13 protein-coding genes are annotated in these 13437 nt (G+C 37.1%); 9 read left to right on the top strand and 4 right to left on the bottom strand.

From position 1 onward, the window contains the following. Positions 1–12 precede the first annotated feature (12 nt). The 5 genes from ACWATA_RS16870 (at position 13) to ACWATA_RS16850 (ending at position 6178) form a co-directional block, all read left to right on the top strand. Positions 13–1020, top strand: coding sequence for an ABC transporter ATP-binding protein (locus ACWATA_RS16870; protein WP_028414018.1), 1008 nt, complete (start codon positions 13–15; stop codon positions 1018–1020). Beyond that, on the top strand, positions 1020–1796 hold the full coding sequence (locus ACWATA_RS16865; protein WP_473049989.1) for a serine hydrolase: 777 nt from the start codon (positions 1020–1022) through the stop codon (positions 1794–1796). The genes ACWATA_RS16870 and ACWATA_RS16865 overlap by 1 nt, the downstream gene beginning before the upstream one ends. Positions 1797–2134: 338 nt before the next feature. Then, on the top strand, positions 2135–2686 hold the full coding sequence (locus tag ACWATA_RS16860; protein WP_013056190.1) for a hypothetical protein: 552 nt from the start codon (positions 2135–2137) through the stop codon (positions 2684–2686). A 109-nt stretch (positions 2687–2795) separates the two neighbouring features. Next, on the top strand, positions 2796–3323 hold the full coding sequence (locus tag ACWATA_RS16855) for a GNAT family N-acetyltransferase (RefSeq protein ID WP_034266572.1): 528 nt from the start codon (positions 2796–2798) through the stop codon (positions 3321–3323). 86 nt (positions 3324–3409) lie between these two features. Next, positions 3410–6178: a bifunctional diguanylate cyclase/phosphodiesterase gene (locus ACWATA_RS16850; protein ID WP_473049988.1), complete on the top strand. Its 2769-nt coding sequence runs from the start codon at positions 3410–3412 to the stop codon at positions 6176–6178. A gap of 38 nt (positions 6179–6216) precedes the next feature. Here the strand turns inward: ACWATA_RS16850 and ACWATA_RS16845 are convergent, their stop codons facing one another. Continuing rightward, positions 6217–7053, bottom strand: a complete 837-nt coding sequence (locus tag ACWATA_RS16845; protein ID WP_432236233.1) for a TIGR03943 family putative permease subunit — start codon at positions 7051–7053, stop codon at positions 6217–6219. A 16-nt stretch (positions 7054–7069) separates the two neighbouring features. Beyond that, positions 7070–7939, bottom strand: a complete 870-nt coding sequence (locus ACWATA_RS16840; RefSeq protein WP_028414013.1) for a permease — start codon at positions 7937–7939, stop codon at positions 7070–7072. Between the two features lie 259 nt (positions 7940–8198). On the opposite strand from ACWATA_RS16840, the gene ACWATA_RS16835 reads away from it, so the two are divergent. From ACWATA_RS16835 to ACWATA_RS16820, 4 genes are all read left to right on the top strand, one after another. After that, positions 8199–9149 (top strand): ABC transporter substrate-binding protein, encoded by a 951-nt coding sequence (locus ACWATA_RS16835; protein WP_028414012.1) that lies wholly within the window; start codon positions 8199–8201, stop codon positions 9147–9149. A gap of 90 nt (positions 9150–9239) precedes the next feature. After that, complete coding sequence (locus ACWATA_RS16830) at positions 9240–10247, top strand: FecCD family ABC transporter permease (RefSeq protein WP_047751347.1); 1008 nt, start codon at positions 9240–9242, stop codon at positions 10245–10247. Further along, positions 10244–11224, top strand: a complete 981-nt coding sequence (locus ACWATA_RS16825) for a FecCD family ABC transporter permease (protein WP_028414010.1) — start codon at positions 10244–10246, stop codon at positions 11222–11224. Before ACWATA_RS16830 ends, ACWATA_RS16825 begins: the two co-directional genes overlap by 4 nt. An 18-nt stretch (positions 11225–11242) precedes the next feature. Next, the gene (locus ACWATA_RS16820) at positions 11243–12028 is read left to right on the top strand and encodes an ABC transporter ATP-binding protein (protein WP_028414009.1); all 786 of its coding nucleotides are present in this window, start codon (positions 11243–11245) and stop codon (positions 12026–12028) included. Positions 12029–12057: 29 nt separating this feature from the next. Here the strand turns inward: ACWATA_RS16820 and ACWATA_RS16815 are convergent, their stop codons facing one another. Both ACWATA_RS16815 and ACWATA_RS16810 read right to left on the bottom strand, forming a co-directional pair. Then, positions 12058–12357: a hypothetical protein gene (locus ACWATA_RS16815; RefSeq protein WP_028414008.1), complete on the bottom strand. Its 300-nt coding sequence runs from the start codon at positions 12355–12357 to the stop codon at positions 12058–12060. 88 nt (positions 12358–12445) lie between these two features. Then, positions 12446–12997 (bottom strand): TVP38/TMEM64 family protein, encoded by a 552-nt coding sequence (locus ACWATA_RS16810; protein ID WP_473049987.1) that lies wholly within the window; start codon positions 12995–12997, stop codon positions 12446–12448. Positions 12998–13437 lie beyond the last annotated feature (440 nt).

The raw sequence follows: 13437 nt of genomic DNA, 5'->3' as shown, positions 1-13437 counted from the left end.
GAGGTGGCAGTTATGACAGCGAAGCATTTGTTAGAAGTAAAGCAGCTGAGCAAATATTTTTCAATTACGAACAAGCAGGTTTTGAAAGCAGTAGACGGCGTGTCTTTTTATATTTCAAAAGGAGAAACCTTTGGACTTGTTGGTGAATCCGGCTGCGGAAAATCCACTGCCGGGCGAACAATCATTGGATTGTATAACCGTACATCAGGAGAGGTGCTTTATAAAGGGAAAAACGTGCATGAGCTATCAGAGAAAGAGAAATTTGCTTTTCATCGTAATATGCAAATGATTTTTCAAGATCCATATGCTTCACTGAATCCTCGTTCTACCGTAAAGGAGATTATCTCAGAACCAATGGAGGTTCACGGACTTTATTCCAATAAAAAAGAAATGCTGAACCGGGTGTATGAGCTGCTAGAAGATGTGGGGCTAAATCGTGATCATGCCAACCGCTATCCTCATGAGTTCAGCGGCGGGCAGCGCCAGCGCATAGGGATTGCGAGAGCTTTAGCGTTAAATCCAGAATGCATTATTGCAGACGAACCTATTTCTGCTTTAGATGTATCTGTACAGGCTCAAGTAGTTAATTTATTAAAAAAACTCCAAAAAGAAAAAGGGTTAACTTATTTATTTATTGCACATGACTTGTCGATGGTAAAGCATATAAGCAATCGTATTGGAGTTATGTATTTAGGGCATTTAGTAGAATTAACAACAAGTTCGGAGCTGTATCAAAAACCGCTTCACCCATACACTCAAGCTCTACTGTCAGCTATTCCTATTCCTGATCCTGACGTTGAGGATAATCGGAAGCGGATTGTTCTTAAAGGAGAATTGCCAAGCCCCATTAACCCTCCCTCTGGCTGCGTATTTAATACACGCTGTCCTCTTGCAGTAGCAGCCTGTAAGACTCAAAAACCAGAGTGGCAGGAAGTTGAAGAAAATCATTTTGTGGCCTGTCACTTATACAATCAAAAGATAATGAGTACCAACTATATTGAAACAGCTGCGACAAAATGATGGAAAAAGCAAGAGTGAAAATAGAAGATGCAGTTACGAAATGGAAACGGAGTAATAATGGACTTATACGGATTCATATTGAAGGGAAAGAATCCATACAGATTAATTCTTTTATCCAACAACGAGCAGCAAGTACAATCAAGCTGCTGCTTGCAATAGAGGCGTTTCGTCAAATTGATGAGGGCATCTTGGCTTTAACATCTGTCATTCAAAGAATGGAAAAAAATACGGTTGGCGGAGCAGGTGTACTTAGAGCTCTTCCGCGGTTAACACATATTAAAGTGGAAGAGCTGCTTACCCTTATGATAATGGTTTCTGACAACACAGCTACAAATGAGCTCATTTCTTTAGTAGGATTTGAAAAAATTAACGAATGTGCTAAAAATCTAGGATTAAAGAAAACCGTTTTAAACCGCTATATGATGGACGAAACAGCTGTTAAACAAGGGATTGATAATTATACGTGTGCCTCTGACGTAGTAAAGTGCCTAAAGGAAATATGTGAAGGAAACTTTTTGCGAAAATCTAGTTGCGAAAAAATAATGAGAATGCTAGAAATGCAGCAGTTTCGGCATAAGCTTCCAGCACGTATAGGATCAGCGTTTCAAGCTGCGAATAAGACTGGAGAACTACAGGGAGCGGAACATGATAGTGCTATTCTCATGCGAGGTAACGAAACGTATTATGCCGTTGTTTTGATAGATGGACTAAGTCACAATGAACAGGGAAGGAGATTGATTACTGATATTGGATACCTTCTGTCATCTAACATCTAAAAATCTTTTGACCATTTCAATAAGCGGGGGTAGTTTGGTCTCTTTTTATTTAATGTCTTCCATCAAAGAAAAACTCACGTGTACTAATAATAAATGCTTGTCTTCTCAGATTTTGGCGAGACCGTTGTTTGCAGTGCTGGATTTGTGCTAGTAATAGATAAACATGTTCTTTTTCATAAAATTTTATGAAAAAATAATGATAAATCATTCATCCTATACCAACTTATTCATATTTTTTATATAATAGAATAATAGTATATATTTTAAACGAATAGTGAATGTCTATGCCAATTAGCAAGGAGCATGAAATTATTCGATTCATAAATGGTGGTGTATGTATGGCAAACGAACATGTAATGATAGATATTATAAAAGCATTTAAACGCAATTCAACTGAATCCATTGCCATGGATTTAATTAAGGAAGTGCGAGGGACATTTAGTCCTTTACCTAAATATATAGCGGATTTAATTGATGAGCTGAGAAAATTAAATTTAAAAGACGAAGTGATCAGTGTAATCTTGTATCAATCTGTATATGTGGCGGATCATCAATTTAATATTAAAGATACCATTACCAATCGTCAGTTTGTAAAAGATACGATTGAAATGGGCAGAAGATGGGTGCATCAGTACGGCCGAATTGAAACAGTAGAAGAAGCAATTCATATTGCAGAGCAAGTGTCTACAAAAGAGGACTTGCCTCATCATTTGCAAACAGCAACAATTGACGAAAAAATTACGCTTGAGGTGCAGCTTGATCATCAAACATATGAAATGTTAAAAAATATAGCGGTTTATTATGATCATCATTCCTATGAACAGTCAATGACTGTAGCAATTAATCGTTTATATACGCAGCTGCGCGATGCACAATCAAAAAATAGTTAAATGTCAAATCTCACATGTTCCGTGCACCATGTGAGATTTTTTAAGATGTGAAAGAGGCGCAGATGAAAATGTCTTGCTCCATCATTCATCAAAAGGAGGGAGAACATAGATGAGGGTATATTTATCTCCTCTTCAAGAAAAAGATGCTTCTAAAGTTTTTGCATATTGGTCGGATGAAGAGGTTACGAGATATATGAATATTGAGCCCTTTACGACGCTTTATCAAGCGGAAAGCATGATTGCACTTCTTCAAAGTTTGACGAAAGAAGGGAAAGCAACACGCTATGCTATTCGATTAAAGACTTCCGATGAGATTATTGGAACCTGCGGTCTAAACCGTATTGATTATGATAAAAAGCAAGCAGAGATTGGGTATGATTTAGGCAGACCTTTTTGGAAAAAAGGCCTCATGACAGAAGCGCTCTGCCTTTTGCTAGAAAAAGCTTTTGAAGAGTTTCATATACGGGAGATTGAAGCAAAAGTCGATCCTAATAATAAAGATTCAATTACGCTTTTAAAAAAATTCTCGTTTCAATTAAAAGAGGCGTATAAGTCAGATGATTGTACGTGTTTATACACCGTCAATAAAGAAAAAGTGAGCGCGATATTGTCAGGACGCTCAAAAAGTAAGAAGTAAATCCAACAGAAGTTCTTTTGAAATAGTAAATATTTTTAGGCCTTAACCGATAACAAAGAAAAGAACGAATTGAAGGAAGGTCATGAATGAATCATCATACACATTTACTAGAAGGGACGTACAATGAGTTACTCGTTACACTTTCTTTCCTTATCGCTATTACTGCGGCGTACGCTTCTTTTGGGTTAGCTAATCGTGTGAAAATTTCCCGGGCAAAATTTATTCAGTTTTGGTTAATCAGCGGGGCATTTACATTGGGAGTAGGCATTTGGTCCATGCATTTTATTGCCATGCTTGCTTTTCACTTGCCCGTAGATGTTTCATACAATTTATGGTTTGTTCTTCTCTCAATCTTGGGAGCGATAACAGGATGTTATATAGGCCTTTACCTCATTCACAAACAAAAGAAAAGCATGAAGGCACTCACCATTGCGGGGAGCTTTATGGGAGCTGGAATTGTTTTTATGCATTATTCCGGCATGATGGCAATGGAGCCCATTATGATTTCATATGATCCATTTGTCGTTTTTCTCTCTATTCTCATTGCTGTTGCTGCTTCTAATACAGCTTTGTGGCTTGGTTTTTACTCAAAGCTAAATGAAGGGAAGCTTACCGTTTTTGCTAAGCTTATTTGTTCTACTATTATGGGCATTGCTATTGCTGGTATGCACTATACGGGCATGCAGGCAGCTTCTTTTTCAGGAATGCGAATGCCTGAACAATCAAACGGTTTTGCTTTAAATCCACTATATTTATCCGCCGTTATTATTTTTTTTGTTGTCTGCCTATTTACGGCTGTGTTTTTAACCATTTTTATGGATCGACGCGTACAAAAACAAGAAGTTTTAAAATGGGCTTTTTTTGAATCTGCCCTGGATGCTATTTTGGTGATTGATGAAAAAAGACATGTTTTATCGCTCAATTATGCAGCAGAAACGCTTTTCTCTCTTAAAGCATCAGATGTAATCGGGAGTGATGTTGTTAAGCTGCTGCCCTTCTATAAATTTTCTTCTCTACAAGACGGACGGACTGAGCACTCCCTTTTGATAAGTAATAGAGAAGTTACGGTTGAGATAACGGTGATGGCGGTAGCGATTGAAGAGACGGTTGAGTATATGCTGTATATACGCAATATAACGCAAGAGCGTGAAGCGGAAAAAACGTTGATTGAAGCAAAAAATCGTTATGAAAACTTGTTTTACTCCTCTCCATTGGCAATTATGGTCCATCGAGAAGAAGAGGTCGTGTCCGTGAATGATGCTATGATTCAGCTTTTAGGAGTAACGGAAGACCAGCTCGTTGGGAAATCGTTATATGATTTCTTTTCATCTGAACAAGTTCCTGATATTAAAAAAGGATTGAAGGCAGTAAGAGATAGAAAAGATGAGCCAAGACCTCCATTAGCTCAGTTGAAAATGTTTAATGCGTTAGGTAAGGAACTCTTTTTAGAAGTAAAATCTACGCTCATTCAAATTAATGGAGAGACGCTTTTTCAGACAGTAACTAGAGATGTAACGGAGCAGAAAAAAGCTCAAGAATCGCTTCAATATATGGCTTTTCACGATATGCTAACAGATTTACCAAATCGAAGTATGTTTTCAAACATTGTAGAGAAATCCATTGATTCAGCAGCTGCTTCAGGAAAAAAGCTTCATTTCTTATTTTTAGACCTCGATCGTTTCAAACAGGTAAATGACACGCTTGGTCATCATGCTGGAGATCAGCTTATGCTTCAGGTGGTCGATCGAATGAAGAGCTGCCTAAGAAACCAAGATGTGCTTTCGCGTTTTGGAGGAGATGAGTTTTTAGTTTTACTGCATGATAGGACGGATGAAGAAGTGAGAAAAATCTGTCAATCATTAAATGACTGCTTATCCACTCCTTTTGTAGTGCTATCGAGAGATGTTTATTTAGGGGTAAGCATCGGAGTTAGTTTATTTCCTAAAGATGGAAAAACGCTTGAGGTGCTAGTTCGCCATGCTGATTTAGCGATGTACGAAGTCAAAAAACAAGGGCGTAATCATTATCTGTTTTATCAAAAAGAAATGCAGGTTCATACTACGCGACGAATGAGAATTGAAGATGGTTTACGAAAGGCTTTTGAGCTGGGCGAAATGGAGCTTCACTATCAGCCGAAAGTCAATATTCAAAGTGGCCATATTGTTGGAGTGGAGGCTTTGATCCGGTGGACTCACGCCGAGATGGGCGTTATTTCTCCCGCAGAATTTATTCCGATTGCTGAAGAAACAGGCGTTATTGTTACATTGACGAAATGGGTATTAAAAAAAGCGTGCCATCAAAATAAGTATTGGCAGCTGAAAGGACTTCCTCCCTTAAAAATGAGTGTGAACATATCAAGCGTGGATTTTGGTACAACTGATTTTGTTGATTATGTGTTAGATGTCTTGCGTGAAGTAGAGTTAGAATCACGATATTTAGAACTTGAAATTACGGAAAGTGTAACGATGAAGCATGTTGAGCAAACAATCGAAAAGCTACAAATTTTAAAAGATGCAGGAGTATTTATTTCGATTGATGATTTTGGCTCAGGATATTCCTCATTCAGCTATATTCAGAAGCTGCCTATTCATACGCTGAAAATTGACCGGTCTTTTATTAAAGATTTAGATCCTAATACAACGGAAGTATCGATTGTCAGAGCCATTATTACACTAGCCAAAAGTTTGCAGCTATCCGTCGTAGCAGAAGGTGTAGAAGAAGTTGAACAAGTAGAACTTCTTCATAAAGAAAAATGTGATGAAGTGCAGGGATACTATTTCTCCAAACCGATTTCAGCGCAGGAATTTTATGAGAAATTTCATAAAATCGAAGAAAAAATGGAATTTGTTCATTAATGTAAAAAGCCGTTCTTCTAAATAAGAACGGCTTTTTATTATTGGTTATTTCGATATACATAAGGGTCTTTTGGAGACTGCTCACGCTTTACTTTTGTTATTTTCACAACAGGGATGGTTTTTTTGAACGGCTGGTAATACATTGTACTAATTTTTCCTGTAACCGTTGCCCAGTCATCATTTTTAAAAGTAACATCATCTGGAAACTCAATAAGCATTCCAAACACCCCTGAATCTGCAATACAATGAATGATACCAAAGCGAAAGAGAAAATATTGATTCTTTTTTAATTCTTTCGTTTGATACATAAATCCTTTAAAAGAAATGGTTTTGTCAGTGAATTCACCAGGATATCGGTAAATAGTCTCCATTGCATTTAAAAATTCCTCGTCTTCTAAGTTGATATTTTCTCCTTTAGAAAACTTTTTAAGATCACGATGAATCATTTTGTCATAGGCTTCTTCTCCGTAAAAAGAACTTGTGTCAGGCTGTAAAAATTGATGAGAAGAATAAGGGTCCTTTTTGTCATAAATAGGAAAATGAAACCCTTTAGCTTCAACAATATTAGAATCAAGGGTTGCGACAGGTAAAAATAAGACCGTGAGTACTGGTAAAATATAAATTGGGTACCATACTCTTCGTTTCCATTTGCCATCTTGCTGATTATGGACGCATCCACAGCTACAATCATCATCATGTTTTTTAGGGCCTATCATGTAAAAGATTAATTCTGCAATGGTCAAGAACCAAAGGACAAAGATGGTGCAAAATGAAATCCAGGAATATTTCATATTGATATATTTTGAGATATCCCCAGTTGCATGAAGGTGCATGAAGATGAATGTAAACCCTATTAAAATTAAAATACGAATCATGCCAAATCCCTCCTTACTAATGAACAATTAAAATCGAAACAATAAGTACTAAAATGAAGACATACGCCAAAAGCGTAAAGACAAATTTAGTCTTAAACTGGCTTAGCATCATCAGCGTATTCTTGATATCAAACATTGGACCGAATACCAAGAATGAAACAATAGCACTATCTGTAAACGTACTGCGAAACGAGGAAGCGATAAACGCATCTGCAGAGGAACAAAGCGATAATACATAGGCAAGTCCCATCATTACCGCATTTGATGAAACATTTCCTTGTCCCAATGAAAGTAAAGTAGAGGTCTTCACGAACGTTTGCATGCCGGCGGCAATTAATCCACCAATAATTAAAAATTTCCCAACAGAAAAAAACTCATCAATAGTATGACGAATCGATTGTGAAACTTTCTCACTCATTTTCTTGGGGGAAGTATGCAAATGAACCTCACGTTTTGTCTGAGGTGCTTTGAATTGAACACTTAAAATAAGACCTACAAGTAAGGAAACAATAAAAGCTACTCCTGCCCGATAAAATACTATTTTCCAATCATTTCCGAAAGCTACAAAGGTAGAAAATAAAACAACAGGATTAATAATAGGGCCTGTTAACATAAAAGGAATGGCAGCATAAAGGGGAACCCCTTTTGCCATTAAGCGCCTAGTAATAGGAACAATTCCACATTCACAGGCTGGAAAAAGAGCTCCAATCACACTAGCTAATAGGACAGCACCTATTTTATTTTGAGGAATAACTCGAGCCATCATTTCATCCGTTACAAAAATTTGAATAATTCCTGAAATGATCACGCCTAATAATACAAAAGGAAGAGCTTCAATAAGAATACTAATAAATATAGTATTCATTTGTAATAGAGACGAATTCATTATTTTCACTCCAAAATTAAGTTTATCTAAAATGTATTAGTGCAATAAAGTTGTATTTGGTCAACTTATACATAGTGTATCGTAAAAAGGGAAGGGAATAAAGCTTTTTCAAAAAGAAGTGAAAGGATTTTTTTGTTATTTATTCAAAATATGTCCCGTATTATGAGAAAACTATTGACTCATCTTGAATTAACAGATAACATTGATGATAATGATTATCAGCGTCATCAAGAGTATATACATAGGAGGAAGCATTAAAATGAAGCAAGTTAAAAAGATTAGACTTCTCAGTATAGCTACTATTGTTGCTATTTTATTTGTTCTAGCAGGATGCGGGTCAAATCAAAATTCTTCAAAAGAAAATTCAGATAATAACCAAAAGGTGTCTGTTCAGCATGAGCTTGGAAAAACGAAAGTTCCTAAAAATCCTAAAAAAGTAGTTGTTCTTGAACTATCCTTTGTGGATGCTCTGCAAGGTTTAGGAATGAAGCCAATAGGGATTGCAGACGACAACAAAAAAGATATGATTAAAAAACTTGTAGGTGGAAAGATTGACTATACTTCAGTAGGAACACGTCAACAGCCGAATTTAGAAGTAATTAGTTCCCTGCAGCCGGACTTAATCATTGCCGATGTGCAGCGTCATAAAGCAATTTATAAAGAATTAAACAAAATTGCACCTACAATCGAATTAAAAAGTCGTGAATCTACATATGAAGAAAATATAGACTCATTTAAAACAATTGCAAAAGCAGTAGGAAAAGAAAAAAAAGCAGAGCAGCGATTAAATGAGCATGAAGAAACGATTTCAAAATTAAAAAATGAGTTAAAAGAAGAAAGTGGTCAGACAGTCTTACCAGCAGTTGTGAGAGATACTTCTTTCCAAGCGCATACGTCTTCTTCTTATGACGGAGAGTTTCTTGAAAAGCTAGGGTTGAAGAACGCTGTGCAGAACAAAGAAGCATATGCTGAAATGAATTTAGAACAGTTGTCAGACATTAATCCAGATATTTTAATCCTAGCAAATAATGAAGGCAAACTTGTAACGGATGAATGGAAAACAAATCCTCTTTGGGAAAATTTAAAAGCTGTTAAAAATGATAAAGTGTTTGTAGTAGACCGTGATTTATGGACAAGATTCCGAGGGGTAATTTCAGCTGAGGCAATTGGAAAAGATACGGTTAAGTTACTAAACAATAAGCAGCAGTAATATAACGGAATCTGACAAAGAGGCGAGAATAGTTATTCTATTCTTGCTTCTATTTGTTTAGAAAAGAAAACTGTAGAAAGTGTGTTGGAAATGACAAATCTTGTCCAAAAGCAAAAAATAAATAAATACATTGTGTTGGTAGCTAGTGTTTGCTTGTTAATCATCGGAATGATTTTACATGTCGCTGTGGGATCCTCTGCAGTTAGTTTTACAGAAGTAATTAAAGCAATTTTTGCTCCTGATGACTCTAAGCAGACAACGATCGTACAGACGCTCAGGTTGCCAAGAGCCGTGCTGGCAGCTCTTATTGGAGCCAGCTTGGCAGCTGCTGGAGCATTGATGCAAGCTATTACACGAAATTCGCTTGCTTCACCCCAAGTGTTTGGGGTAAATGCAGGTGCTTCATTAGCGATTGTAATAGCTTTTATTCTATTTCCTGATTTTACCTCTCAATCAACTGTTTATATTGCCTTTTTGGGAGCAGCTTTAGGAGGAATAACGGTTTATTTGTTCGCATCGGGCGGAAAGACAACTCATGTGAAACTAGCACTTGCCGGAATGGCCGTGCATTTATTTTTATCGTCGCTTACTCAAGGAGTGATTGTGTTAAATGAACAAGCTACGGACGTTTTGTATTGGCTTGTAGGTTCTATTAACGGGAAAGACTGGACTCATGTAAAAATTTTGTTACCTTGGTCATCTCTAGGTCTTCTTCTAGCTTTTGTATCATCTCGTTCTATATCGATTCTAGTGTTAGGAGAGAATATGGCAACAGGTTTAGGCGAAAAGGTAAAATGGATTCGCTTTTTTGCAGGTATACTAGTCATTATGCTTGCAGGTGCATCTGTTGCCGTTGCGGGGCCAATTGGGTTCGTAGGTCTCATTGTACCTCACATAGCTAGAAAATTAGTAGGAGGAGACTACCAGCGAATCCTGCCATTTTCAGCTCTATTAGGAGCCATTTTGCTTGTCTATGCCGATGTACTTTCTCGTTTCATTGCCTATCCTTTTGAGTCGCCAGTAGGGATTGTAACAGCTCTTATCGGAGCTCCTTTCTTTTTATATCTTGCTAGAAAAGGGAGGAATATTAAGCAATGAAAAGAAAACACCCTTATCAAATATTAAGTATCTTATTGCTATGTTTAATCATCACGGTTGTAATTAGCTTAGGAGTAGGAGCCGTTTATATTTCCCCTGCAGAAATCTTTCAGCAAATAGTAGGTAGTTCCCAAGGTAGTTCCTTTATTTTAACAAATTATCGCATTCCACGTACCCTCATTGCTATTGTGGTCGGTGCGGCTTTAGCGGTAGCAGGAGCTATTTTGCAAGGGATATTAAAAAACCCGCTTGCTTCTCCTGATGTTATCGGTGTAACAAAAGGAGCAGGGCTGTTCGCCGTTTTTATCTTAATTGTATTTCCAGCTGCTTCTATGCTTCTGCTGCCGCTTTCAGCTTTTTTAGGAGCATCGGTCATCGCCGTTATACTCATGGTGTTTTCTTATTCTCAAGGAGCTAAAACTCATACGCTGGCTTTAGTGGGTGTAGCTTTAGGAGCTATTTGCCAGGCTGGAATTCAGTATTTTATGATTAAGTTTCCAGATGACGTGAATACAACTCTTCTTTGGCTTACAGGAAGTTTATGGGGAAGAGGCTGGAGTGAGCTTTTGATGTTAATTCCTTGCGTCGTACTTGTTCCTTTTATTATTATATTTGCATCTAAGCTCGATATTTTAAACTTAGGAGATGAGATTGCAGTTGGCCTAGGAGAGCGAACAAAGTACGTTCGTTATACACTATTGAGTATGGCTGTGATATTAACCGGTTTATCTGTAGCTGTAGTTGGGTCAATTGGATTTATTGGTTTAATTGCTCCTCATATTAGTAGGAGGTTAGTAGGGAGTCGGTCGAAGTTCTTGTTACCAGTTTCAGCAGCAGTAGGTGCTTTATTCCTGATAATTGCTGACAGTCTCGGAAGAGGGGTTGTGCCGCCCATTGAGATTCCCGCTGGAATCGTAACATCCGTTATTGGTGCCCCTTATTTTCTATATTTACTGCGGCGTGAACAGAAAAAATAGGAGAAAGGAGGAAGAGTAATGACAAAGTTAACTGCGGAAAAACTTTCGCTATCATATGATTCAACTTCAGTTATTCGCGATATTGACCTTCACATTCCAGAAGGAAAGATAAGCATAATCATTGGATCAAATGGCTGCGGAAAATCAACAATCCTTCGTTCATTGGCGCGTTTATTAAAGCCGACAGAAGGAAATATTTATTTAAACGGAAAAGATATTCATCAACATTCATCAAAAGAAGTAGCAAAAAAACTGGCTATTTTGCCTCAAGCTCCTGAAGCTCCTGAAGATTTAACAGTAAAAGAGCTATGCTATTATGGTCGTCACCCTCATAAAGGCTTATTTGCTCGCTATTCTGCTGAAGATCATCAAATTGTAGAGGAGGCTTTACAGGCAACTAAACTGTCTAATTTAAGTCATCGCACACTGGATGCGCTCTCTGGAGGACAGCGTCAAAGGGCCTGGATTGCAATGGCATTAGCACAGGGTACGGAGCTTCTGCTTTTGGACGAGCCTACCACATATTTAGATTTAGCTCATCAGATTGAAGTGCTTGAACTTCTTCGTTTCTTAAACCAAAAGAGAAATTGTACAATTGTGATGGTCTTGCACGATTTAAACCAAGCAGCTCGCTATGCAGATCATTTAATCAGTATTTCAAACGGTCAGATTTACAAAGAAGGTTCTCCTGCTCAAGTATTTACAGAAGAAATGATAAGGGATGTGTTTAATTTATCATCAACTATCATTCAAAATCCGGTTGATGGTTCACCTCTATGTATACCAACTGGAATCATAAAATAAACTGCACTTAAAAAAACAGCGTACTATTTTCACATAGTACGCTGTTTTACATTTAAGGTCAGAGCTAACAGTTTATACAATACATAGATTCCAAGGTATGCACCGGTTAATAAAAAAGCTGAATTTAAAAAGATTGCATGAATGCTCGTCATAAAAACAGTATGATTTTTTAAGATACGATAGATAGAAGCAGCGGCTATATTTCCAAATACTAGCGCTGAAAGAAGGGCTAGCGTATTAAAAACTAGTTCTGCTCCTTTCCACTTTAGTGAGAAAAAAAGCATGATAATAGGAACAATAATACTTGCAGAAACCAACAGGAAAATCAATGGACCATCTCCAATACGTTATCTTATTACAGTTACATAGGATAATGTTTTTACTTATTTTTAGATAGTCTTCCCTTTTTATAGTCTGTTAAGCTTTTTTCTTCCCTTTTTTACTTATATAAAAAAGTAAAGTAATGGATAAAACCACTAAGATGATTTTTCCTTGCATAGATCCTTGTGAAATATGATAAACCGAATAAACTTCAATAAAAAGCGCTGGAATTTTTCCAAGTGCGCTAGCAGAAATGAATACCGCAAAGGAGCCTTTTCCTACAGCACTGAAGAATGTAATGAGGCCTGATGGAACAAAGGGAAGTAATCGCAAAGAAAGAATGAATATAAAACTCTCTTTCCCTTGTACGCGCAGCAGCTTTAGCCACTTGGAGTGAGAAGGTGTTTTGGTATGAACAAGTGTACGGAAACCTTTTCGGTACAGCCAAAAAGAGAGAGCTACACCTAAAACTTCTCCAATAAAAGAAAGTAAAAATCCATTCCAAAAACCAAATAATTTTACGTTTACGAACGTAAGGGGCGCGCTTGGAAATACGCCCGTAATGCTAATAAGGATGTTCAAGAGAACACTAATAAGCTCTGCTGCTTCTAAATGTTCAAGCAGAAATGTTTGAAGATAGTCAGTCATGGTTATACTCCCGTTTATGTTTTATATGTAGGGCTAATTTAAGCTCATTTTCTACTATTATATAATTTTTGGCATGAAATAAGCAGTCAGCAGTTTATAAAAAACGAAACAGGGTAACTACTTACTAATGAAAGACGATTTACTGATTTGAAGGGATGGACAACTCATGTTGAAATTTTTGCTTGTTATTGTGGTTGTATTATTAATTATTATGATTTTTAAACGCATTATCCGAAAATAAAAATGCTAACTAAGCAGCTCGTGAGACCTTTCTCACGAGCTCTTTTGCGGAGCTATTCGGCAGCTCAACAATACACTTTTTACTGTGATGAATATCACTGCAGCTAAAGAAATGAAGGGGTAAGATAGAAATGGGAGGGAGGTATATGGAGCTAATATTCTATCTCAGCACTTATTTATCAGGGGGAGCTATCGCATTA

This window comes from Priestia sp. USM5 (assembly GCF_058323215.1).
The sequence above is the reverse complement of the archived record's forward strand: the minus strand, read 5'-3'. Positions and strand labels throughout refer to the sequence as shown.

What these genes read in the sequence shown, in the direction of transcription:
- ACWATA_RS16870 (WP_028414018.1), top strand. Translation starts at nt 13, where the DNA reads ATGACAGCGAAGCATTTGTTAGAAGTAAAGCAGCTGAGCAAATATTTT.
- ACWATA_RS16865 (WP_473049989.1), top strand. Translation starts at nt 1,020, where the DNA reads ATGGAAAAAGCAAGAGTGAAAATAGAAGATGCAGTTACGAAATGGAAA.
- ACWATA_RS16860 (WP_013056190.1), top strand. Translation starts at nt 2,135, where the DNA reads ATGGCAAACGAACATGTAATGATAGATATTATAAAAGCATTTAAACGC.
- ACWATA_RS16855 (WP_034266572.1), top strand. Translation starts at nt 2,796, where the DNA reads ATGAGGGTATATTTATCTCCTCTTCAAGAAAAAGATGCTTCTAAAGTT.
- ACWATA_RS16850 (WP_473049988.1), top strand. Translation starts at nt 3,410, where the DNA reads ATGAATCATCATACACATTTACTAGAAGGGACGTACAATGAGTTACTC.
- ACWATA_RS16845 (WP_432236233.1), bottom strand. Translation starts at nt 7,053, where the DNA reads ATGATTCGTATTTTAATTTTAATAGGGTTTACATTCATCTTCATGCAC.
- ACWATA_RS16840 (WP_028414013.1), bottom strand. Translation starts at nt 7,939, where the DNA reads ATGAATTCGTCTCTATTACAAATGAATACTATATTTATTAGTATTCTT.
- ACWATA_RS16835 (WP_028414012.1), top strand. Translation starts at nt 8,199, where the DNA reads ATGAAGCAAGTTAAAAAGATTAGACTTCTCAGTATAGCTACTATTGTT.
- ACWATA_RS16830 (WP_047751347.1), top strand. Translation starts at nt 9,240, where the DNA reads ATGACAAATCTTGTCCAAAAGCAAAAAATAAATAAATACATTGTGTTG.
- ACWATA_RS16825 (WP_028414010.1), top strand. Translation starts at nt 10,244, where the DNA reads ATGAAAAGAAAACACCCTTATCAAATATTAAGTATCTTATTGCTATGT.
- ACWATA_RS16820 (WP_028414009.1), top strand. Translation starts at nt 11,243, where the DNA reads ATGACAAAGTTAACTGCGGAAAAACTTTCGCTATCATATGATTCAACT.
- ACWATA_RS16810 (WP_473049987.1), bottom strand. Translation starts at nt 12,997, where the DNA reads ATGACTGACTATCTTCAAACATTTCTGCTTGAACATTTAGAAGCAGCA.